Source organism: Luteimonas endophytica, from assembly GCF_029887875.1.
Taxonomy (GTDB): Bacteria; Pseudomonadota; Gammaproteobacteria; order Xanthomonadales; family Xanthomonadaceae; genus Luteimonas; species Luteimonas endophytica.
Genome location: NZ_JARXRM010000035.1, coordinates 144,958 through 166,694, shown reverse-complemented (window position 1 = coordinate 166,694; position 21,737 = coordinate 144,958). Strand labels below are relative to the sequence as shown.

The 21,737-nt window shown below is 72.4% G+C and carries 20 protein-coding genes; 8 read left to right on the top strand and 12 right to left on the bottom strand.

The genetic code is table 11. From position 1 onward, the window contains the following. Nucleotides 1–68 precede the first annotated feature (68 nt). Entirely contained in the window at nucleotides 69–3,200 is a 3,132-nt protein-coding gene (locus QFW77_RS11965; protein WP_280574950.1) for a diguanylate cyclase, read from the top strand. Nucleotides 3,201–3,236: 36 nt separating this feature from the next. Here the strand turns inward: QFW77_RS11965 and QFW77_RS11960 are convergent, their stop codons facing one another. From QFW77_RS11960 to ubiM, 5 genes are all read right to left on the bottom strand, one after another. After that, the gene (locus tag QFW77_RS11960; protein WP_280574949.1) at nucleotides 3,237–3,410 is read right to left on the bottom strand and encodes a DUF1328 domain-containing protein; all 174 of its coding nucleotides are present in this window, start codon (nucleotides 3,408–3,410) and stop codon (nucleotides 3,237–3,239) included. 152 nt (nucleotides 3,411–3,562) lie between these two features. Continuing rightward, nucleotides 3,563–4,741: a GAF domain-containing sensor histidine kinase gene (locus QFW77_RS11955; protein WP_280574948.1), complete on the bottom strand. Its 1,179-nt coding sequence runs from the start codon at nucleotides 4,739–4,741 to the stop codon at nucleotides 3,563–3,565. 68 nt (nucleotides 4,742–4,809) lie between these two features. Next, a complete protein-coding gene (locus QFW77_RS11950) occupies nucleotides 4,810–5,100 on the bottom strand; it encodes a hypothetical protein (protein WP_280574947.1) in 291 nt (96 codons plus the stop codon). Nucleotides 5,101–5,308: 208 nt separating this feature from the next. Further along, nucleotides 5,309–6,823, bottom strand: a complete 1,515-nt coding sequence (locus tag QFW77_RS11945) for a UDP-N-acetylglucosamine--peptide N-acetylglucosaminyltransferase SPINDLY family protein (protein WP_280574946.1) — start codon at nucleotides 6,821–6,823, stop codon at nucleotides 5,309–5,311. 114 nt (nucleotides 6,824–6,937) lie between these two features. Continuing rightward, a complete protein-coding gene (gene ubiM / locus QFW77_RS11940) occupies nucleotides 6,938–8,170 on the bottom strand; it encodes a 5-demethoxyubiquinol-8 5-hydroxylase UbiM (protein ID WP_280574945.1) in 1,233 nt (410 codons plus the stop codon). A 183-nt stretch (nucleotides 8,171–8,353) separates the two neighbouring features. Here ubiM and QFW77_RS11935 point away from each other — a divergent pair, with 183 nt between their 5' ends. Then, the gene (locus QFW77_RS11935) at nucleotides 8,354–9,088 is read left to right on the top strand and encodes a hypothetical protein (protein ID WP_280574944.1); all 735 of its coding nucleotides are present in this window, start codon (nucleotides 8,354–8,356) and stop codon (nucleotides 9,086–9,088) included. A gap of 118 nt (nucleotides 9,089–9,206) precedes the next feature. Next, complete coding sequence (locus tag QFW77_RS11930; protein WP_280574943.1) at nucleotides 9,207–9,626, top strand: hypothetical protein; 420 nt, start codon at nucleotides 9,207–9,209, stop codon at nucleotides 9,624–9,626. Between the two features lie 53 nt (nucleotides 9,627–9,679). On the opposite strand, the gene QFW77_RS11925 is transcribed toward QFW77_RS11930, so the two are convergent. From QFW77_RS11925 to QFW77_RS11915, 3 genes are all read right to left on the bottom strand, one after another. Then, nucleotides 9,680–10,636 carry a lipase family protein gene (locus QFW77_RS11925; RefSeq protein WP_280574941.1) on the bottom strand — a complete coding sequence of 319 codons (957 nt, stop codon included), beginning with the start codon at nucleotides 10,634–10,636 and terminating at the stop codon, nucleotides 9,680–9,682. A 223-nt stretch (nucleotides 10,637–10,859) separates the two neighbouring features. Continuing rightward, nucleotides 10,860–12,113, bottom strand: a complete 1,254-nt coding sequence (locus QFW77_RS11920; protein ID WP_280574940.1) for a DUF418 domain-containing protein — start codon at nucleotides 12,111–12,113, stop codon at nucleotides 10,860–10,862. 54 nt (nucleotides 12,114–12,167) lie between these two features. Beyond that, entirely contained in the window at nucleotides 12,168–13,136 is a 969-nt protein-coding gene (locus QFW77_RS11915; protein WP_280574939.1) for a polysaccharide deacetylase family protein, read from the bottom strand. Between the two features lie 103 nt (nucleotides 13,137–13,239). Between QFW77_RS11915 and QFW77_RS11910 the strand changes: the two genes are divergently transcribed. Continuing rightward, nucleotides 13,240–13,959: a flagellar brake protein gene (locus QFW77_RS11910; RefSeq protein ID WP_280574938.1), complete on the top strand. Its 720-nt coding sequence runs from the start codon at nucleotides 13,240–13,242 to the stop codon at nucleotides 13,957–13,959. A 150-nt stretch (nucleotides 13,960–14,109) separates the two neighbouring features. After that, nucleotides 14,110–15,888, top strand: coding sequence for a DUF885 domain-containing protein (locus QFW77_RS11905; protein WP_280574937.1), 1,779 nt, complete (start codon nucleotides 14,110–14,112; stop codon nucleotides 15,886–15,888). Nucleotides 15,889–15,934: 46 nt separating this feature from the next. Here QFW77_RS11905 and QFW77_RS11900 read toward each other — a convergent pair whose 3' ends face one another. Then, a complete protein-coding gene (locus QFW77_RS11900) occupies nucleotides 15,935–16,414 on the bottom strand; it encodes an META domain-containing protein (RefSeq protein WP_280574936.1) in 480 nt (159 codons plus the stop codon). Nucleotides 16,415–16,573: 159 nt separating this feature from the next. Here QFW77_RS11900 and QFW77_RS11895 point away from each other — a divergent pair, with 159 nt between their 5' ends. Next, nucleotides 16,574–17,578, top strand: coding sequence for a patatin-like phospholipase family protein (locus tag QFW77_RS11895; protein WP_280574935.1), 1,005 nt, complete (start codon nucleotides 16,574–16,576; stop codon nucleotides 17,576–17,578). Between the two features lie 47 nt (nucleotides 17,579–17,625). On the opposite strand, the gene QFW77_RS11890 is transcribed toward QFW77_RS11895, so the two are convergent. Then, nucleotides 17,626–18,069, bottom strand: a complete 444-nt coding sequence (locus QFW77_RS11890; protein ID WP_280574934.1) for a tellurite resistance TerB family protein — start codon at nucleotides 18,067–18,069, stop codon at nucleotides 17,626–17,628. Between the two features lie 218 nt (nucleotides 18,070–18,287). Here QFW77_RS11890 and QFW77_RS11885 point away from each other — a divergent pair, with 218 nt between their 5' ends. Together QFW77_RS11885 and QFW77_RS11880 are read left to right on the top strand one after the other, a co-directional pair. Beyond that, complete coding sequence (locus QFW77_RS11885) at nucleotides 18,288–19,319, top strand: diguanylate cyclase (protein ID WP_280574933.1); 1,032 nt, start codon at nucleotides 18,288–18,290, stop codon at nucleotides 19,317–19,319. A gap of 133 nt (nucleotides 19,320–19,452) precedes the next feature. Beyond that, nucleotides 19,453–20,166: a GAP family protein gene (locus tag QFW77_RS11880; RefSeq protein WP_280574932.1), complete on the top strand. Its 714-nt coding sequence runs from the start codon at nucleotides 19,453–19,455 to the stop codon at nucleotides 20,164–20,166. On the opposite strand, the gene QFW77_RS11875 is transcribed toward QFW77_RS11880, so the two are convergent. After that, nucleotides 20,163–20,591 carry a VOC family protein gene (locus tag QFW77_RS11875; RefSeq protein ID WP_280574931.1) on the bottom strand — a complete coding sequence of 143 codons (429 nt, stop codon included), beginning with the start codon at nucleotides 20,589–20,591 and terminating at the stop codon, nucleotides 20,163–20,165. The genes QFW77_RS11880 and QFW77_RS11875 overlap by 4 nt on opposite strands. 136 nt (nucleotides 20,592–20,727) lie before the next feature. After that, the gene (locus QFW77_RS11870) at nucleotides 20,728–21,681 is read right to left on the bottom strand and encodes a glutaminase (RefSeq protein WP_280574929.1); all 954 of its coding nucleotides are present in this window, start codon (nucleotides 21,679–21,681) and stop codon (nucleotides 20,728–20,730) included. Nucleotides 21,682–21,737: the final 56 nt, after the last annotated feature.

Below are 21,737 nucleotides of genomic sequence, written 5' to 3'. Positions count from 1 at the left end.
CGACGCAGTTCACCGCCGGTCCCGCGCGGGAATCCGGCGTCCGGCCGAAAACGGGGGCGGCCATCGCGATGCCGAGAGACAGCCGTCGCCGCCGAGCCTGGCGCATCGCCATGCTGGCGGCGCTGGCGGCTTGGTCGCCAGCGTTCGTCCAGGCGGCCGACCAGGCCGGGGGCGAGGCCCGTCGCCTCAGCCTGGAAGCGTACGGGCCCGATCAGGGGCTGTCGCAGTCCACGGTCAACGCGCTGCAGGGCGACGATCAGGGCTTCCTGTGGATCGCTACCCAGGAAGGCCTGAACCGCTTCGACGGCCACCGCTTCGAGGTCTATCGGCGCGGGCCGGCGGCGGAGGGCGGCCTGCTGAGCAGCAGCATAGACGCCCTGGCGTTCGAACAGGACCGCCAGCGGCTGTGGCTGGGCACCAACGACGCCGGACTGGAAGTGGTCCACCTGCCCAGCTGGGTGCGAACCCGCCTGACGACCGCCGACGGCATGTCGCATACGCGGGTCTCGCAGATCCTCCCCGACCCGGCCGGAGGCGCCTGGCTCGGCACCGGTGCGGGCGTGGACCGGGTCGGCGCGGCACTGGACCGGGTGGACCGGCTCGGTGCCACCGGCGACGTGGTCCAGCTGGTGCCCGGACCCACGGAAGGGACCGCACTCGCGCTGGATCGCGGCTGCCGCCTGTGGCGCGCGACCCGCAAGACCCTGCGGCAGGTGGCGGCGGCGCCGGGGAACGCGCGCATCTGCGTCGCCCTGCAGCGCGGCCCGGAAGGCGCATGGGTGGCCAGCGCCCGCCGCGGTCTCTACCTGCTGGATCCGGCCGATGGCTCGATCCTGCGCCACTACCCGATGGCGGCCCTGCAACCGGCACCGGATGCGATCGGCGCGCTGTTGCGCCTGGCCGATGGCCGCATTCTCGTCGGCTTCGGCAACGGCGCGATCGTCCAGCTTGGCCCGGGCGCGGCGCCACCGCGGCGGCTGACGCTCGACGGCGCGCCGGGATCCGGGGTGGTGGCGCTGCACGAGGACGGCTTGGGGACGCTGTGGATCGGCACCTACACTTCCGGGCTCTACCAGGTCAGGCCGCTGTCGGCGGCGATCCGCCACGAACTGGCGGACACGGACCCGATCGGCGCGTGGCCGAGCAGCAGCCTGCGCGCGATCTGGCGCGACGGCAGCCACCAGCTGCTCGGCACCGATGCGGGACTCATGCAGCGGCGCGGCACCCGGCCCTGGCGGGCGGTGGAGCCCTTCGCCGGCCATACCGTGCGCGCGATCCACAGGGCGCCCGGCGTCGGCTGGTGGATCGGCACCCACGGCGGGCTGTGGCGCTGGGACGGCGACGGCGGCACGGAGCGGGTCGCCGGCCTGCCCGACCAGCGGGTCGAAACGCTGCTGGTGGAAGGCGATACCGCCTGGGTCGCCACCCGCGGCGGCCTGGCCCGCATGGAACACGGACGCGTGGTCGATGATCCGCGGCTGGCGCCGCTGCGCGGCCGCCTGCTGACCAGCCTGCTGCGCGATCGCGGCGGCACCCTGTGGATCGGCAGCAACGCGGACGGCCTCTGGTATCTCGATGCGGCCGGCACGCCGCAACCGTTCCGGCCGACCTCCGGCGAGCTGCACGAGTCGCTGTGGTCGCTGCACGAGAGCGACGATGCGTTGTGGGCGGGGAGCTTCTCCGGCGGGCTGTTCCGCATCGAACCCGACGCCGGCCGGGTGCGCGCCTATACCGACCGCGACGGGTTGTTCAACAACGTCGTCTACCGGATCCTCGAGGATCACCGCGGTCGCCTATGGCTGAGTACCAACAACGGACTCAGCGTACTCGACCCGGACACCGAAATCGTCCAGAACCTGCGCCCCCGCGACGGCCTCAACAACCGCGAGTTCAACAGCGGAGCCGCGCTGCGCGGCGGCCACGGCATGTTGTATTTCGGCGGCACCCGCGGTCTGGACGTGATCGACCCGCGCGGCTTGCCGCCACGCAGCCCGACCGCGCGCCCGGTGCTGACCGCGCTGCGGGTGATGCCGCGGGAAGCGGGCGGAGAATCGCTCCGCCATGGATCCAATATCGTCTACGCCGACCGGATCGCCCTCGACCACCAGGATCGGGTGTTCTCGGTCGAGATGACCGCGATCGACTTCACCGCCCCGGACGCAGCGCGGCTGCGCTACCGGATGCTGGGGCTGCATCGCGAATGGGTGCAGCCCCAATCGGCGCATACCGAGTTCTCGGTGAGCCATCTTCCTGCCGGGGTTTACACGCTCGAGGTACAGGCGGCAGGGCGCGACGGCCAGTTCGGTCCGCCGCGGACCCTCGAGATCGACGTGGCGCCGCCCTGGTGGCGACACGGCCTGGCCTATGCCGGATACGTCCTGCTCGGGCTGCTGCTGCTGGCCTGGCTGACCTCGCGGGTCGGCGCCACGGTGCGCCGCGAGCGGCGCCGGATCGAACTGCTCAACCGGACAGTCGCGGAACGCACCGCGCAGTTGCAGGACGCCAACCTGCGGTTGCGCCGCACCAACGAACAGCTGGACGTGGCCACCCGCCGCGACCCGCTGACCCGCATTTCCAACCGCCGCGACCTGCAGGCCTGGCTCGGCCGCGAGACCTCGGCGCTGCGTGTGCAGCTCGAACAGGCGGTCGACGGGCACGAACGCCTGGCGTTCTTCATGATCGACATCGACGACTTCAAGCGGGTCAACGACGAGCACGGCCACCAGGCAGGAGACGAAGTGCTGGTGCACTTCGCCGACCGGCTGCGTCTGCTGTGCCGCGAGCAGGACCTGCTGGTGCGCTGGGGCGGCGAGGAGTTCCTGCTGATCAGCCGCTTCACCCGGATCGAGGACGCCATGCGCCTGGCGGAGCGGATCCGCGAAGCGATCGCCAGGCAGCCGATCCGCGCGGGCCCGGGCGTGCTGCTGGAGCTGACCTGCTCGATCGGCTTCGCGCCATGGCCTTTCTCGCTGGAGTGGCCGGCGCTTGGCGAATGGGAGGACAGCGTGGCCATGGCCGACCGCTGTCTCTACGCCGCCAAGCGCGGCGGCAAGAACGCCTGGGTGGGGCTCGCGCCCGGCCCGGCGCCGGACCAGGCCGGCATCCAGGCGCTGCTGGCCGGCGCCGCCCCGGCCCTGCCCGGGCCGGACTGCGTGCAGGTGCTGCACGCCGAAGGCGCCGCCCCGCGTTTCGATCGCTGACGGGCGCGGCGGCGGGGTGGCCCGGACGCGGCTGGTTCAGGTCGCTTTCTTGTAGATCGTCATGCCGAGCACGAACAGCACCACGGCGATGACGATGGCCACCCAGAACAGGAACTGAGCGATGCCCATGGCCGCGCCGGCCAGGCCGCTGAAGCCCAGGGCGCCTGCGATCAGGCCGATGACGGCGAAAATGATGGCCCACTTGATCATGCGCGTTCTCCTGCCCGGAGGGCGTTAGCAAAGGTCCCGCGAGCCGGCCGCATGGGCGCGGCGCGCGTCGTGCCGTCACCCTACGGGCACCAGCGTGGCATGGCCGTGAATGCGGGTCGGGCCGCACCGGCGGCATCGACCGCCCGCCTCCCTCAGTCGTGCAGCGGCATCCGGAAGCGGAATCGGGTGCCGCTGCTGTCGTTGGACTCCACCTCCAGGGTGCCGCGATGCGCGCGCGCGATCTGCGCGGCGATGTAGAGCCCGAGTCCCAGCCCCTGTCCATGCCCTCCGGCTTCGCCCCGGGAGAAGGGTTCGAACAGGCGGCGGCGCTGCGCCTCGGGAATCGCGCGGCCGGTATTGCCGACCGAGAGCACCAGCTCGTCGCCGTCCGCGCGCGCCGTGGCCCGCGCCGGAGCGCGGGGCTCGCCGTGGACAGCGGCATTGATGAGCAGGTTGGCGAACAGCTGGGCGACGCGATCCGGATCGCAGCGCACCGGGCCGCCGATCACCAGATCGGCCTCGATGGGCCGGCCCGGATGCGCGGCGCGCACCTCGGCGACGACGTCCTCGAGCACGCCGCCCAGGTCGGGGGTCTCGCGCAGCACCACCGGGATCCCGCCGCCCAGGCGCCCGTGGGCGAAATCGAGGATGTTGTCGATCAGCTCCGACATCCGCGCGCAGGCGTTGCGCATGTCTTCCAGCGGCTGTTCCCAGGTCTCGTCGAGTTCGCCGCGCAGCAGCCAGGTGTTGCTGCTCAGCACCTGCAGGGGATTGCGCAGGTCGTGCCCGAGCACCGCGATGAACTCCTCGCGCACCCTGGCGGTGTCCCGCTCGCTGCGCAGCGCGTCGCTGGTGAGTTCGTGCTGCTCCAGGCTGTCCATGTGCGTGGCGATCAGTTCCGCGAACAGCTCCAGCGTCTGGACGATGGCCGGGTCGTCCAGTCTGGCCGGTTCCGGGTCGATCGCGCAGAGAGTGCCGAAGAACGCGCCGTCGCGGCGGAAGATCGGCACCGAGATATAGCTTTCGAATCCGTAGAGCTTCGGCGTGGGGTGGTCGCGAAAATGCGGATGGCCGCTCGCATGACCGAAGGCCACCGGCTCGCGGTGCTGGCGGATCTCGTTGCAGATCGTGGTCTCCAGCGGCAGCTCGCCGCCGCGCTCGATACCGAAGCCGATCCCGTCGCGTACCGCGCAGGCGATCCAGCGGCTGTCGGTGACCCGCGCCACCGCCGCGAAGCGCATCCCGGTGAGGCGCGAAACCATCGCGAGAATCTTCTCGACCGCCGGAATGCGGTCGATCAGCGCGATGTCCGCGCGCGTCGATATGTTCACCACGCCCCCGTCGCTGCCAGGCTGCAAATATAGCCCACGCCCGCTCCGACCACGCCTGAGTCGCGGCCCTACAGGTCGTCCTCGGCCGCGCCTTCGCCGGGCTCGGAGTAGTCGGGATCCTCGGCCTCGTGGGCATGTCCCAGGGCCTCGCGCACCGGCCCCGGCAAGCGTGCGACGTCGAGGACCACCTTTCCGGAGTGGACGTCGCGCACGGCTTCCATGGAGATCAGGAAATCCCCGGCATTCTCGATATTCACCAGCAGCTCGGCGCTGCCCTTGCGGACCTCGCGCACTGCGCCGACGCCGAGCTCGCCGTCGGCGACGAAGACCATGCAACCCACCTCGATCCGCTCGGGCATCTTCGGCACCTCGCCGCTTCGACGGGTCGCGACCGGGTGCGAGCGCCGTCGCCGAACATGATGTCCCGGCCCGGCGTAGCCGCGTGGTGAAGGCCGGCGGCCGCTGCGCGGGCGCCCCGATTGCAGCGCTGCGCGCCGGTGAAGGCGGGCGGGCGGTCCCAGGGAAGCCGCCGAATGCCGGGCGGAGACCCGCCCCCGACCGCCTTGCTTACTCGCCGGAAGAGATCCTGGCAAGCTCGGACACCATCTGGCGCTCCCGGGGGCGGCGTTCGTCCACCAGCCGGGCGAAGCGCGCCGCGGCGGCCGAGGCCTGTTCGGCTCGACCCGCCTTGTAGAGGACGACGCTGCGCATGAACTGGGCTTCGGCTTCGTCGGGATACTCGGCGGCCAATCCTTGCGAACACGCCAGCGCCTCATCGTGCTGCATCTCGCCGAGGATGTAGGTTTCGCACCAGCGCATGAAGGCCCACTTTCGTTGGTTCGGATCCTGCATCGCGGCATGGAACGCCTCCCGGGCCTCGGCGGTGCGCCCGAGTCGCGAGAGCGACCGGCCGAGGACGGCGTAGTTGTGACCGGTAGGACCGCCCGCGACCATGGCTTGCCGGGCGTCGACCACCGCGCCCTGGTAGTCCTCCAGCTTCATGCGTACTTCGGCGCGACCGCGGAGGAACCGGGTGTTGGCCGGCGCGAGCCGCAGAGCCTGGGAAAGATAGCCCAGCGCCTTCCGGTAGTCCCTGGCGGCCCTGGCGGCCATCCCGGCCTCACCGATGAAGATCGGGTCGGGGGCGATCCGCGCCGCTCGCTCGAATTCGGGGGCGAGATCTTCGATCGGCGCCTGCCGGCCCAGGTAGGCCAGGTAGGCGCGCAGCCCCACTGCACGCGCGAGCATCCCGCCCAGTGCCGGGTTCCGCTCCGCCAGTGGCCGAAGCTCCGCCACCGAGGCTTCCAGCTCGGCAAAGGATCCGCCCCAGCGCGGATCGAGCGCCTGCTGCTGCTCGAAACGGACGTTCCACGACAGCGGGGCAACGGACAGGCAGTGCCCGGTGGCGGAGTCGCGCAGTTCTCGATCGCCGAGCAGCCGCGCGGCCACCATCAGGTCCACGCAGGCCGGGCCTAACCGTGGCTCCAGATCGAGCGCCGACTGCAGCATCCGGATCGCCGCCCGCATCAGGCGCTCCATGGCCTGCACGTTCGACGCCGGCGTGTCGCGGATCCACCGGTCGCCCCGCGAGCGGCCGGCCGCGGCCACCAGGTGACTGCCCATCGCCGCACGGGCGTATGGACTGCGGGGCTTCTGCGAGAGCCACTGCGCGGCCAGGCGCCGGCTCTCATCGCTGGAGCCGAAGGCGTTGAAAGCGAGGAACAGCGACTCGTCCCGCCCGGGATCGGACGCCTGCGCCTCGAGCAAGGCCGCGAAGCGCCGGTCCAGAAGGTCCGCGCCGTCCTCCGAAGCGAGCACGGCCCCGAGCTCTTCGATCGACGGCGACGCATCCACCAGCAGCGGACAGCGAGCTCGCGCCGCTCCCGGCACCCAGTCGTTTCCCGGCAGATCTGGATAGGCCAGGCAGCGCGCGACCCAGCCGTCCTGCTTGTCGGCCACGGCGGCCCGTTGCAGGTACTCGTCCCATCCGGCCTCATCGACGGCCGCGGCGCCCGCTGGGCCAGGCGATCCCGAGGCGGCCTCCTCGCCAGGTGCGCAGCCGACCAGCAGGATCGCGAGCATGGCGAGCATCGGGCGCCGTAGGGCGGATCGCATGGTCGTTCCTTGACTGGGGCTCGGTGGCGATCGTGCCACGGATCGGCAACATCGGTGTTCCCGCGCGACAGCCATGGCCCATCACGGCGCCAGCAGCCGCACTCCCCTGTAGAGCCGCTGCGCCAGCGGCGGGTCGACCGGGCCGTCGTCCATCAGGCCGGCGGCCAGCGCGCGGCGCAGCGGGGCCAGGCGGGCGCCGGTTTCCATCACCGCACGGCGCAGCGGCTGCGCCGCCGGGCGGTCGTCGGTGTACAGCCCGGCCACGAATCGGGTGCCCAGGTACAGCGGAAGGCTGCCGGCACGGTGGCGCCGTTGATAGCGCGCCAGCAGCACCGGGTGGGCGGGGTCGCCATGGCATGCCAGCGAATCGCGCACCGCCTGCGCCAGTCGCTCGACGCTAGCCAGGCCGAGGTTGAAGCCGTGCGCCGTGACCGGGTGCATGCCGAACGCCGCGTCGCCCACCAAGGCGAACCGGGGCCCGATGAAGCGGCGCGCCCAGGTGGCGACCAGCGGGTAGGCGTGGACGGTGCTGGCCAGGGCCATCGCGCCCAACCGCCCCTCGAAGCGTGCATGCACCTCGCCTGCGAAAGCCCCGGCGGGCATCGCGCGCAACCGTGCCGCCTCGGCTCCGGTCACGGTGAGCACAACGGACGAGGTGCGTGCCTCGCGCAGCGGCAGCAGCGCGCGGGTCTGGCCCCGCCCGAACCATTCCCAGGCGGTGCCCTGGTGCGGCTCGGCATGGGTCATGCGGCAGACCAGCATGCTGCGGCCGAAGTCGTGCGACTCGACGGCGATGCCCAGCGCCCGCCGGGTCTCCGAGAAGCGGCTGTCGGCCGCGACCAGCAGCCGGCCGCCGAACACCCGGCCGTCGCCGAGACGGACCCGCGCTCCGGCCTGGTCGGTGTCCACGCAGGCCACGCTCACGCCGGCGTGGGTACGGATGGACCCGCTGCCGTCCACCGCCGCCCACGCCGCCGCGCGGATCAGGTGGTTGGCGACAAGGCTGCCGAGCTGGACGTGGCCGGTCCGGCCGTGGTCGATCCGGAAACCGCCGCCGTCGCTGCCGTCCATCACCCGGGCGGCGCGCAGCGGCGCCACCTCGGCCTCGGGGATATGGCGCCAGACCCCCAGCTCGCGCAGGAGCCGCATGGAACCATGGGTGAGCGCGATCTCGCGCCCGTCGAAGGCCGGCTCGGCGATCGCCGCGGCCTGCTGCCGTTCGAGGATGTCGACGCGCAGGCCGAGCTCGGCCAGCGCGCGCGCCAGGCACAGACCGGCCGGGCCGGCACCGACGACGATGACGTCTGTCTCCACGGGCGGGCTCCGCTGCGGATGGCGAATCAGGCTAGCGCGGGGCGCGGCGCCGGGACATGACCAGGATCAAGGCGTACCGCGCGGGAGGCGCACGCCACTCCGGCGGGTGGCCGCCGCCGGCGCCGTTTTCCGGGTCATGATTCAGGCACCGCTGCATCCTGCAGCGTCCCGACGGAGCACGCCATGATCCGGATCCGACTTCGCGCACCCCAGTGGATCGCCACCGCGCTTGCGGCCGGCATGGCCGCCGGGGTCGCCGCCGGGGCGCCAGCGCCGCCCCCGGCACTGGTTCCCCTCGATCCGGATACCGGCTGTCGCGAAGGCGACGTCGCCTGCCACGAGGTGATGTACCAGCTCGGGGAGACGCTGTTCGCCTACGAACTCGCGGTGGCCGCCGGGCTCGAAGCCGCGGCTTCCGAATGCTGGCGCGCGGCCGGCGAGGCGTTCCGGAGGACGGTCGCCTCCTGCCCGGACCGCGCATGCCGCGAGGCGGCGTTGCGCGAGCGGCTGGCGGGTCTGCACTTCTTGCAACCGGCAGATGGGCGCGCGGACATCGCACTGCCGCCGGAGGCTCCGCAGCTGCTCGCCGTGCTCGCCCCCGAGCCGGCGGAAGGCAATGACGGCAGCTCCCTGCCCGCTTCGCCGGGCGCCGCGACCTTCGAAGCCCGCGGCGCGCTGGTCCACGCCAGCGAACATCCGGAACACATGGGCATCGCGGTACGCGGTTCGGACGGCGCAGACCACGTCTTCCTGTTCGACATGCAGATCGGCGGCGGGCACGGACACGACGAACTCCTGGGGCTGGTGGGGGCGTCGCCCACCGCCCGGATGCTGGTGCGGGGGCGGCGCAAGGACACGCCAGAGGGCGCCGCCAATTTCGACACCGCGCAATGCCGGATCGTCTACCAGCTGCCCTGAGCGCCGGCCCGCGCGAGCCGTCCCCCCGCTGGACAAGCGCCGGGCGCGCATGGAGGATGGCGGCGGGCGCCATCGCACGGATGCCCGCCACTCCGACCACAGGAACAGGACGTACCCAATGACGAACTTGCGCATCATCGCCACCGCTGCATCCGCACTTCTGCTCGCCGCCTGCGCCTCCAGCCCGCAGGAGGCGTCCAGCAGCCCCCGTGGGCGCGAGGTCAAGTCGCAGGACGGCTCGTTTTCCGGCGAGGTGATCGGTACGCCGCGCGAGGGCAGCCCGTTCGCCAGGCTCGGGATCGGCATGAACATGCAGCAGACCCAGGAGATCATGGACGGCACCCCCGATCGCTTCCACAGCTACGAATCCGGCAAGCGCTGGATCCCGTTCTATTTCGGCGACGATGCGCGGCGCATGCAGGTGCTGTACCAGGGTCATGGCTGCCTGATCTTCACCGGCGGCAACGTCTGGGGCGGAGCCGGCGGCACCCTGATCCAGATCGAGCACGATCCGTCGGGCGCCTGCTACCAGCCCTGAGGACGGCGGCGGCAGCGGTACGGCGCTGGCGCGATCCAACGCCGGGCCCAGGTCTAGGAGGCCCACGCAGCGGCCCGCAGCGAACGTTCGAACGCCAGCGTCTCCCGCGCCCGGTCGGCCCAGGGGACCTGCGCGCCGGGCGGCGGGATGTCGCTCTGCATCAGCCGCGGCGGCGCCACGTGATCCTGGAAGGTGCCGCTCCACGCCTGCGGATCCAGCCACATCGCATGCTGGAGCACGGTCTGCAGATTGGCCAGCGAGTGGCGCGCCAGTTCGTGCACGTACCACCCTTCGCGGACGTAGAACGCGGTGCGGAAGCCCTGCCCCACCGGGACGTAGCCCGCCAGCGAGGGCGGCAGCGTCGGCACGTAGTCCCAGAAGTTGTAGCAGCGCACGGCGCTCGCGGCGCCGACGTGGGCGGCCCACGCCTGCTGCCAGCTCGGCGTGCCGACCATCGGGCTGGCGAAATTGATGTTGGTCGCCTGCTGCTGCCGGCTCACCGCCAGGTCGAACGAGAACAGTTGGCTCAGCGCCGCCCCGAGGCTGTGGCCGGTGAGCAGCACCCGGGCGGGCCGGAACCGGTCGAGCAGCGCGAACAGTTGCCCGCGCATCGATGCGGCCATGTTTCCGCCCCTGTCATGGTAGATCCCGTAGAAGCCGGTGGACACCTGCGGCGCCGGGTCCAGGCGCCCGGACGCCGGCACGAAATCCGTGGTGACGAAATCGGCCTCGCTCAGCGCGTCCATGTCCGAGTCGGTTCCCCGGAAGGCGAAGAGGCAGGTTCCCGGGTCGCGGACGGACTGGAACAGCAGGCCGTACGGCTCCTCCACGCCGCCGAACGGCCCGGCGTCCCAGCCGGTCCAGGAGGCCACCAGCCGGTAGTCGGGCGGCGGCACGATGCGGGTGCCGTCGAAGGCGGCGTAGGCGGCCATCGAGGCCTGGGCGAGCGCGAGCGTGAGTTGCGGGTCGAGGACCGGTTGGGCCGCGACGGCCACGTCGATATCGTGCATCGGTTGCTTCCTCTGCGAACAAGACGGCGGTGGCGGCCGTCGCGCCGGACCCAGCTCCCGCCGATCGCGGTGCCGGCGCCCGGTGGCCCCGCGACGAGGCGCGCGCATGCCCGCTATCGTCCCGGTCTCCATTGGTAGCACCGCCACGTGCGAATTTCGCCAACCGCGGTCGCAGATCGGCCGGGGGATCCGCGCCGCGTCGGTGTCCCGGGAACACGTCCCCTCATGCCGTGGCGCCATCGGGTCCAGCGCGATGCTCCGCGGGGCGGGGCCGATCGCGCCGCATCGGCTGGCGCCGACCGTAGGTGAGCGAGCGCCACAGCCACTCCAGCGGCCCGAAACGATACCGCCGCAGCCACCACGCGCTGGCCGCCGCCTGCAGCAGGAAAAGCGCCAGCGCGGCAGCACAGACGCCGACCATGCCGAAGCGGGGGCCGATCCCCAGGCCAACGCCGTAGAACAGCGCGATGGCGGCCACCGTCTGCGCCAGGTAGTTGCTGAGCGCCATGCGCCCGACCGGCGCGAGCCAGGCGAGCCGGGTCCGCCATGCCGGCTGCTGGAACAGCAGCACGAACCCCGACAGATAGAACACGGCGAGATTCAGCGGCGCGAGGTTGCGCAGCATGCGCAAGACCAGCCTGCCGGGCGCGCTCTGCAGCCATGGCAGGGCCGTCGCCGGCTCCCGGTGCTCGTGCAGGAACAGCAGGACCCCGGTCGCGGCCGCGATCGTCAGCGTCACCAGGCAGCAGCGCTTCCAGAAGCGCAGGTGGTTGGCCGGATCCCACAACACGCCGCTGCTTCCCAGGGCCACGCCCAGGAGCAGCCGGCCGAAGACATAGGCCGGCAGGATCCAGACCGCGAAGCGCATGCGCAGGTCGCGGGCGAAGTTGCCCGCGAACATGTCGCTCCAGCGTTCGCTCCCGAACGCGGCCAGCGATCGCGCCGCGGACTCGGCGGAACCGATCTGCGGCGGCAACAGCTGCGGCACCACCGGCTGCAGGGCCAGCGGTAGCGCCACCACCGTCACGACCCCGGCCACTGCGAGCAGCCGCGGGGAGACGCGCGCGAACGGCAGCAGCGCCAAGCCCAGGATCGCGTAGTAGCGAAGGATGTCGCCCCACCAGAGCAGCCAGGCGTGGGCCAGGCCGATCGCCAGCAGCACCAGCAGCCGGCGCACGTAGCGCTGCACGCGGCCGGGCCGACCGTCACCGCGCTGCATCTGCATGGCGAACCCGACCCCGAACAGGATCGAGAACAGGGTGATCGCGGTGCCGTCCACCAGCACCGAGGTCGCCAGGTCGGCTGCGCGGTCGAACGCGGCGCTCGGCAGCGCGTGCCGCTGCGCCTTCGGCAGCAGACCGTAGAGCGACAAACTCTTGAGGTTGACCAGCAGCACGCCGAACAGTGCGAAACCCCGCAGCGCGTCCAGCAGAACCAGCCGGCTTTCGCCAGCGGTGGGCGCGGGCGCTTCAGCCACCAACGACGGTCCCGCGCCCTGCGGTCCGGCCACCGTCCACGGTTCCCGAGCCCGTCACCGGCCGTCCGGCCGCACGCCGAAGATCTGCGCCCGTTCCACCTCCGCATCGATCCATGCCTCGTCCTCCGAGACGTGGATGAGCCCGCGGGCCGCCGCCCCGTCGGCATGAGCCAGCGCGGCCACCCTGCCCTGGCCGTTGAACAGCGTCTGCGGCTGCGCCTCCGCGATCGGATCGGCGTATGCCTCGTCGATGCGGATCACGCGCCAGCCGGCGTGGCGCAGCGCGCGGACCAGGTCGCCCGCGTACAGTGCGGCCAGATCGTTCTCGTGCAGCAGCAGCACGTGCGCGGGCGAGCGGCCCAGCGTGCGCCGCGCGATGGCGTCGTAGAACTCGACGCAGCCGACCAGCATGTCCACGTAGGTGTCCCGCAGCGCTTCGAAGTCGACCTCCCTGCCCGCGCCGACCGCCTCGTCCACCTTGGCGGCGAGGTACCAATCGTAGTTGTCGACGGTGACGTAGCCGTTGCGCAGCCCGCGCTCGGCCAATCCGGCGCGGATGCGGTCGCGCTCCGCGGCGTCGGCGCCTTCGTCGAGAAAGGGAAAGCGGAACCATGGGCGCACGCCGTCGAACGGCGCCAGCGCCCGCGCCGCGTGGTCGATGTCCGCCAGGTAGTCCACCGCCGGGGTGCGAGACAACCACCGGTGCCCGTGCGAATGGTTGGCCAGCGCGTGGCCGGCGCCGGCATAGGCGCGCAGGCGACGGGCCTGCGCGGGCCCGGCCAGGTTGCGCGTGGTGACGAAGAATCCCGCCTGCTCCACGCCCGCGTCGGCGAGGACCCGGATCAGCGCCGCGGTGCGCTGACTACCGGAGAAAAGCGCGCCATCCGCGGTCGGTGCGTCGTCGAAACTGAGGGCGATCCGCCGCGCCTCCGCGCGCGCCGCGGTGGCGCCGGAAAGCACCAGTGCGAGCGCGGTCGCGGCCAGGACAACGACGCCGCGGCGGCCTGGGGTGGGTGAGTGCATTGCGGCAATGTAGCATCGAGCCATTCGGGCCGGCGGCGCCCGCGCGGCTCACCGGCCATGCCGGGCCGCTACAGTTGTGCCGGCCGCGGCCGTAATCGGGATCATGGAGGACCCCGATTCCAGCACCGCGCCGCAGCCGCCGGGCATCGGTTCGGGCGACAAATGCCTGCTGCGCGACCCTCGCGCGATCCGCGGACTTCTGCAGCGGCTCGTCGCCGGCGGCGGCAGCCTGATGGCGACCGTCGACGGCGGGATCTCCGGGTTGGCGCTCCCGGCCCTGGCTCTCGATGGCGACACCCTCTGGCTCGGCGCGCCACGCGAGCGCCGCCCGCTGCAGCGCCTGCTGCGTGCCGGACACCTGTCGTTGCAGGCATCCCTCGCCGGTGCGCTGCTGCGGTTCGGCACCGCGAAGATGACCGTCGGCCGCCATGCCGGCACCGCGGCGCTCGGCGTCCCGCTACCCGCGCGGCTGCTGCACGTACAGCGGCGCCTGGAGCCGCGCCGCGAGCCCAGCGGCGGGCCGCTGGCCTGCGTGATCCACGCCCGGGCACCGTCCGGCGGCGAGACCGCGCTGCGCGTCACCATCCGCGACATCTGCGGCGGCGGGCTGGCCCTGGTCACTTCCGAAACCGAGCTGCCGTTCGCCTGCGGAGACCTGCTACCCGGCTGCGAGATCGAGGTCGCCGGCCCGGAGCCGCTGCTGGTCGCGATGCGGGTCCGCCACGTGCGGCGCTTGCGGCAGCGCGGCAGACAGGTCCATCAGTTCGGATGCGAATTCATCGGTTTGAGCGAGGCGGCCAGGGAGCGGTTGGCGTCGGTGTGAGGCGATCGTCCGCAGCCCCGCCCCGGTAATCGACCATCGCCGCGGCGGCTGCGTAGAATCGACGCGGACCGACCGCCGGAGCGACCGCCGTGGCAAAGCATCACGATTCCCCCCCCGTCGCCGCCCGCGCTGGCGATGGTACTGGCCTTGATGACGGCCCTGCTCTCCGCCTGCGCGTCCGCGCCTGCGTTGGAGGCTGCCCGGGCCGCGCCTGCCGCGGAAGGCGCGCGGGATGCGGAATCGGTCGATGCCTTCTTCGAGGCCTACTCCGACCAGTGGATGCGGAGGCAACCCTCCGCCGCCACCGGCAGCCGCTATTTCGACGGCGAACTGCAGCAGCGCATGGACCGCCAGCTCACCCCGCTGACCACGCAGTTCCGCGGGGAGACGGTGGCGCTGGCGCGCGAGGGCCTGGAGCGGCTGGCGAGGTTCGACCGCGCCGCGATGAGCGACGACGAGCGCGTCTCGGCGGAGCTGCTGGAGTGGCTGCTGCGCAACCACGTCGAGGGCGAGCGCTACAGCGGCTACCAGTACCCGCTCAACCAGTTCGGCGGCGCCAACGTCGGCCTGCCGAACCTGATGACCGTGGTGCACCCGGTGCGCAGCGCCGGCGACGCCGAAAACTACCTGGCGCGGCTGCGCCTGTTCGACGCGCGCATGGGCGAAGCGGTGCAGCGCTCCCGCGAGCTGGCGGCCGGCGGAATCCTGCCGCCCCGCTTCATCCTCGAAGCGACGATCGCGCAGATGCGCCAGTTCGTCTCGCCCGAGCCGGCCGGTAACCCGCTGGTCACGACCTTCGCCGAAAGGCTGGAGAGCGTCGACCAGGTGGACGAGGCGGCGCGGCAGGCGCTGGTGGAGGAGGCCACCGGTATCGTCGCCGACGGCGTCTACCCCGCCTGGCGGGAGGCCATCGCCACCCTCGAGTCGCAGCGGGCCGACGCCACCGACGATGCCGGCCTGTGGCGCTTCGAGGACGGCGCCGCGGCCTACGCGCAGCGGCTGCGCCAGTTCACCTCGACCGACCTCACCGCGCGGCAGATCCACCAGCTCGGCCTGCGCGAGGTGGCGCGGATCGAGGCGGAGATGGACACGATACTGCGCTCGATCGGTCGCACCGAAGGCAGCGTGCGCGAACGTATCGGCCGCCTGAAGGCCGACCTCGCCTATCCCGAGACCGACCAGGGCCGCGCGCGGCTCATGGCCGACATCGACACCATGATCGCCGACGCCGAAAAGCGCTCCGATACCCTGTTCGACATCCGCCCGCGCACGCCGGTGATCGCGCGCCCCTACCCCGAGTACCGCTGGGCCAGCGCCGCCGCCAGCTATACCGCTCCGCCGCTGGACGGCTCCCGCCCGGGGGTCTATCAGATGCCGCTGCGCAAGGACCGGCTGACCAACTTCGGCCTGCGCACGCTGGTGTACCACGAGACCGTGCCCGGCCACCATTTCCAGATCGCGCTGTCGGTGGAGAACCAGGACCTGCCGAAGTTCCGCCAGACCCGCGCGTTCGGCGGCATCTCCGCCTTCAGCGAGGGCTGGGCGCTGTACGCCGAGCGCCTGGCCGCCGAGGAAGGCTGGTACGACGGCGATCCGGAAGGGCTGCTCGGTCAACTCGACGCGGAACTGTTCCGCGCCCGCCGGCTGGTCGCCGATACCGGCCTGCACGCCATGCGCTGGACCCGGCAGCAGGCCATCGACTACGGCATCCCGCCCTCCGAGGTGGACCGCTACGTGGTGATGCCCGGCCAGGCCACCTCGTACAAGGTCGGCCAGCTGGAGATCATCCGGCTGCGCGACAAGGCGCGCGACGCGCTCGGCGAGCGCTTCGATCCGCGCGAGTTCCACAACCGCGTGCTGCTCACCGGCGTGGTGCCGCTGACGGTGCTGGAGCGCGAGATCGACGCCTGGATCGCGGAACGGCAGTGATCCGGCCGCCGGCGCCGGCATCGGCGTGCCGGCGCCGCGCCGACGGTCATCGCGCCGGGCGCTCGGCCACCCAGCGGCTGCTGCGCCCATCGGCGTGCTCGAGGCGCAGTTGCTCCGGGTAGCTTTCGGCGATGCGCCACGTCGCCTCGCCCTCCAGCAGCCCGGCGACCGCGGCATCGGCGTCCATCAGCGCCTGGTCCGAGCACGCCATGAGGGTGCTCTGCATGTCCAGCACCCGCAGCCGCCCGCCGGCCTCGATGCGGTAGCGGCCGCCGACGTGGTTGCAACCGCCCTGGACGGCGACGCGTTCGCCGTCGAAGACCAGCGCGTGCACGGCGCGGCCACCGGGCAGCACCGCCGCGATCGGCCGCCCGCCCGGATCGGTCGCGCCCTGCAGGGCCCAGCGCCCGATCTGCGCCAGCGGGTCCGGCGCGGCGCCGGCCGGCGCGGCATCCGGCGACATTCCGCCGGTGCAGGCGGCCAGCAGCAACAGCGGAAGGAATCCTGCGGAAGGGCGCATGTTCATGGCGAGCACCGGAATGGCCGGCCGCCAGCTTACGCCGCGCCGGCAGCCGATGCTGCGCCGCCGATGACCTCAGGGTGTTCGCGCACAGCGCGTCCCGCGCAGCGCCGGTCGCCATGTAGGCATGCTATACCGCCTTGACGCCCGCCGCGGGGACGCTGCATGCCCGGCCCATGGAAGCGATCGGAACCGCTGGACCTGCTGCTGGCGCTGCAGGGCGGCGGTGCGCACGGCGCCTTCACCTGGGGCGTGCTCGACCGCCTGCTCGAGGAGCCCGCCTTCGGCATCGAGGCGGTCAGCGCCACCAGCAGCGGCGCGGTCAACGCCGTGGCGATGGCGCACGGCTGGATCCAGGACGGCCGCGAGGGCGCGCGCACCCACCTGGCCCGGACCTGGCAGCGCATCGGCGAGAAAGGCGCGCTGGCCTCCTGGGGGCTGCCGCCGGCCGCGGGCGGCGTGGCCTGGCTCACCGAGTTCACCCGCCACCTGACGCCCGCGCAGCTCAACCCGCTCGGGCTGAACCCGCTGGCGGACCTGCTCGACGAGCTGATCGACTTCGAGCGCATCCGCGCCGCCCCACCGTTCCGCCTCCACGTCGCGGCCACGCGGGTGCGCGATGGCGCGCTGGTGCTGTTCACCGGCGAACGGCTGACGTGCGAGGCGGTGCTGGCCTCGGCCTGCCTGCCGCAGCTGTTCAGGGCGGTGGAGATCGACGGCGACGCCCACTGGGACGGCGGCTACGCCGGCAACCCGGCGCTGGCGCCGCTGGTCTACGAGGCGCGCGCGCGCGACCTGCTTTGCGTGCTGGTGCAGCCGCTGGAAAGCCCGCGGCTGCCGACCAGCGCCCGCGAGATCGCCGACCGCGCGCTGGAACTCACCTTCTCCACCACCTTCCTGCGCGAGCTGGAGGCCCTGGCCACCAACCAGCAGCTGATCCGCGGCAAGCTGGCGCTGACCTCGCTCGGGCGGCGCCTGCAGTCGCTGCGGCTGCACCTGGTGGAACCGGGCGCATCGCTCGCCGAGGCCGGCGGCAAGGCGAAACTGGACACGCGCCCGGCGATGCTCGGCGCCCTGTGCGCGCTGGGCCGCGAGCGCGCCGGTCAATGGCTGGAAGCGCACCGAAGCGCGCTGGGCAGCCACTCCAGCTGGTCGTTGCCGGCAGGATGACCGGCACGGCCCGTCGGCCCCCGGGTTCCGGGCCGGGCCGGTCGCCTTCAATCGCCCCGCGCCAGCAGCTTGCGGCGGACGAACTCCGGGTGCGGGACCGCCAGCAGGTCCGCCACCCGCCGCACCAGGTGTTCCTCGTGCTTCTCAAGCCGCGCGTCGGCGTAGGCCACGCGCCACATCCATTCCACCAGCTCGGCGCGCTGCTCCGGTGCCAGACCGGTCCGCAGCTGGCGCGTGAACTCGTACAGCGACACCGATTCGCGCTGCGCCTGGTGGGCCTGGTCGAGCAGGTCCTGCAGTTCCGCCGTGCCCAGCCCGAAGGTCCGCCGCATCGCCTCGTGGACGATGTCGAGCTCGGCCGCGTCGCCGCCCTCGTCGGTCACCGCCAGTTCCAGCAGCAGCGCCGCCGCGGCGCGGGGAAGCGCGTGAGGGTCGTCGCCCGGTTCGTGGCGGCCGACGATGGACTTCAGGCTGGCGAACCAGTCATTCATGGCGTGCGACTTGCATGGGAGTGGCGGACGTGGCATCGGGCGTTCGCAATGGTCACTCCTCATCGATCGCTGGGCTCCGGATCTGACACCGGCGCGCCGGCATGGTTCCGCAGCGGAGCGGGCGCACCGCGCCGCGCCGCCGCGAGGCCGCGCCACCGGCCCGGGAAAGGCGCCGGAGCGGCGGCATCCTGGCCCCGGGGCCCCGGAGAGGGCCGCGCATGAACCCCGAAGCGACCGGCAGCCGCACCTCCCTGCACCGCCGCATCCGGCCGTTCCGGACCGGCGGCATGGCGCTGGGCGGGGTGCCGATGGCGACGGTGCTCTACCTGCAGGGCGCGCCGCCCGGCAGCTGGCTGTTCCTGGCGTTCACCGCGCTGCTGTGGCCACAGCTGGCCTGGCTGCTCGCCCGCCGCAGCGCCGACCCGTACCGCGCCGAGATCCGCAACCTGCTGGTCGACTCGGCGCTGGCGGGGGCGTGGGTGCCGCTGATGCACTTCAGCCTGCTGCCCGGCGCCCTGCTCCTCACCCTGACCACGGTCGACAAGATCAGCACCGGCATCCGCGGGTTGTGGCTGCGCTCGCTGCCGGGAATGCTGCTCGCGATGGCCGCGGCCACGCTGGTCACCGGGGGGGCGTTCGATCCGGAGACGCCGATGCCGGTGATTCTCGCCTGCCTGCCGGTGCTGCTGATCCACACCACCTCGGTCGCCCTCGGCAGCTACCGGCTGATCCGCAAGGTGGGCCTGCAGAACCGCGAACTGGACCGGTTGCACCGGACCGACTCGCTCACCGGCCTGTCGGGACGCGCGGACTGGGAACGTCACGCCGCGGAGCTCCTGCGCGAGCAGGCCCCGGGCGGGGCTGCGGCCTGCCTGCTGCTGATCGACATCGACGAGTTCAAGCGCGTCAACGACCGCCACGGCCACGCCGCCGGCGACGAAGTGCTGCGGGCGATCGGCGCGACCGTCGGCGCCCTGCTTCGCTCCGGCGACCGTGCCGGCCGCATCGGCGGCGACGAGCTGGTCGTCCTGCTGCCGTCGACGCCGGAGCCGCTGGCGATCGCGGTGGCCGAACGCCTGCGCAGCGCCGTGGAGGCGATCCGTCTCGACGACTATCCCGATGTCCGTCCCACGGTCAGCATCGGCGTGGCCGGCTGCGGCGCCTCCTCGACGCTGCGGGACTGGTTCAACGCCGCCGATCGTGCGCTGTACCGGGCCAAGGATGGCGGCCGCAACCGGGTGGTGGCCTGAACCCAGCGCGGCGCACGCATCGCTCGGCACGCCGCCGCCAGCAGCCTCGGCGGCAGCCCGGGGTCGTCGCGCCGGCTTGCCTGCTGCGGCAAACGCGGCATCATCGACCGCTTCTCCCCGCCGCCCGCCCCCAATGGAAGCCCCCCTGCTGCCCGCGCTGCTGGCGCTCGCGCTGCTCGACAGTCTCAACCCGTCCGCGCTGCTGGTGGCGCTGTGGCTGTTGTCGCGTCCCCAGGCCGCCCCGCGCCTGCTCGCCTACGTGGCCGGGATCCTGGTGGCGTACCTCGGTCTCGGCATCGCGATGATGCTCGGCTTCGGCGCGCTGCGCGACGCGCTCGGCGATGCCCTGGACCATCCCGTGGCGCTGGCCGCGCAGGCGCTGCTGGGCGCGGCCCTGCTGGCCTACGGCATCTTCGCGCCCAAGACCGCGCACCGGGCGCAGGAGCCGCACGCCCCGGCTCGCGCGCACCTGGCCGGCTACGTGGTGCTCGGCATGACCGTGACGGTGGTCGAGCTGGCCACGGCGCTGCCCTATTTCGCCGCGATCGCGCTGATGCTGGCCGAAGCGCTCGGTCCGCAGCGATGGCTGCCGCTGCTGTTCGCCTACAACGCCATCTTCGTCGCCCCGCCGCTGGCGCTGCTCGCACTGCATGCCCTGCTCGGCAGCCGCGCCGACCAGCGCTTCGCGCGCTGGCGCCAGCGCCTGCAGCGCGGCGCCCGCGAAGCGGCGCTGTGGATCTTCGCCCTCGTCGGCGTGGCCCTGCTCGGCGACGCCGTCTCCCGCCATCTCGGGTCGAACGAGCGCGCCTCGGCACCCGGCGTCGAAGGCGGAAGCGGTCGGCGCTAGAACGTCACCTTCACCGAGGCGGCGCTGCGCTGGGCCTCGCCGTGGTACACCGCCTCGATGTTGTTGCCGTCCGGGTCGAGCACGAAAGCGGCGTAGTAGCCAGGGTGGTAGGGGCGCTCGCCGGGCGCGCCATGGTCGGTGCCGCCGCTGGCGAGCGCGGCGCGGTGGAAGGCGTCGACCATCGCCCGGTCGCGCGCCTGGAAGGCCAGGTGATGGCGGCCGGTCGGCTCGCCTGCGGCGGCCTCGCTGTCGAGGCTGGAGACGAACAGTTCGTCGGCCCAGAAGTAGCCATCGCCGGTCCCGCCCATCGGCAGCTCCAGCGCCTCCAGCACCGCGCTGTAGAAGGCCTGGCTGGCGGCCAGGTCGCGCACCACCAGCTGCAGGTGGTCGATCAGGCGGCCGCGGTGGATTTCCTGGGTTTCCATGATTGCTCCCGGGGAGGTGGTCGGAGCGTAGCCTGCCAGAACCCGGCCGGCATGGGCAGGGAGGGGGCCGGGACCGGAACCGGCGCCCGCACCGGGCTGGCGGGATCGCGCAGCGCCGGCAGGTGCGGGCGGCGCCTCAGAACACCGACAGCCCGGTCATGCGGGTGAACCGGTGCAGCGCGTAGCCGCCCAGCAGCGAGTTGCCCTTCTCGTCGAGCGCCGGCGACCACACGCACAGGCTCATCACGCTGGGCACCACCGCGACGATGCCACCGCCCACCCCGCTCTTGGCCGGCAGCCCGACGTGGAAGGCGAAATCGCCGGCGGCGTCGTAGGTACCGCAGGTCAGCATGATCGCGTTGATGCGCGTCGCCTGTTCCTCGCTGGTGACCCGCTCGCCCGAAGACTCGCAGCGTCCGTCGGCGGCCAGGTACCGAACGCTTCGCGCCAGATCGACACAGTCCATGCGCAGCGCGCACTGCAGGTAGTAGAAGTCGAGCACCGCATCGACGTCGTTCTCGATGTTGTCGAAGCTGCGGATGAAATTGGCCAGCGCCACGTTGCGATAGCCGCTGCGCCGCTCGGAGGCCCAGATCTCCTCGTCGCGCCCGATCCGGGGATTGCCTGACCGCGCGCGCACGAAGTCCAGCAGCGCATGTTCGGGCCGGTCGCAGTGCGAGAGGATCACGTCGGCCACCACCATCGCCCCGGCGTTGATGAACGGATTGCGTGGAATGCCCTTCTCGTGCTCCAGCTGGATCAGGGAGTTGAACGGGTCGCCGGAGGGCTCGCGGCCCAGGCGCCGCCAGAGCCGGTCGCCCACCGCCTCGAGCGCCATGGTCAGCGTGTGCACCTTGGACATGCTCTGGATCGAGAACGGCTCGCGCGCGTCGCCGACCGCGTGGACCTCGCCGTCCAGGGTCACCAGCGCCATGCCGAAGCGCTCCTTCGGCACGCTGGCCAGCGCCGGGATGTAGTCGGCCACCCTGCCCTCGCCGAAGCGCCGGCGGACTTCTTCGTCGATGGTGCCCAGGATGTCCGGCAGGTCGTGGCGGCTGAGGTCGTGCGGGATCTGGGATGGCGTGCGCATGGCTGGCCCGGTCGTCGGCGTGGCGGGCAGTGTGGGCGCCGCGGCGTAAATCCCGG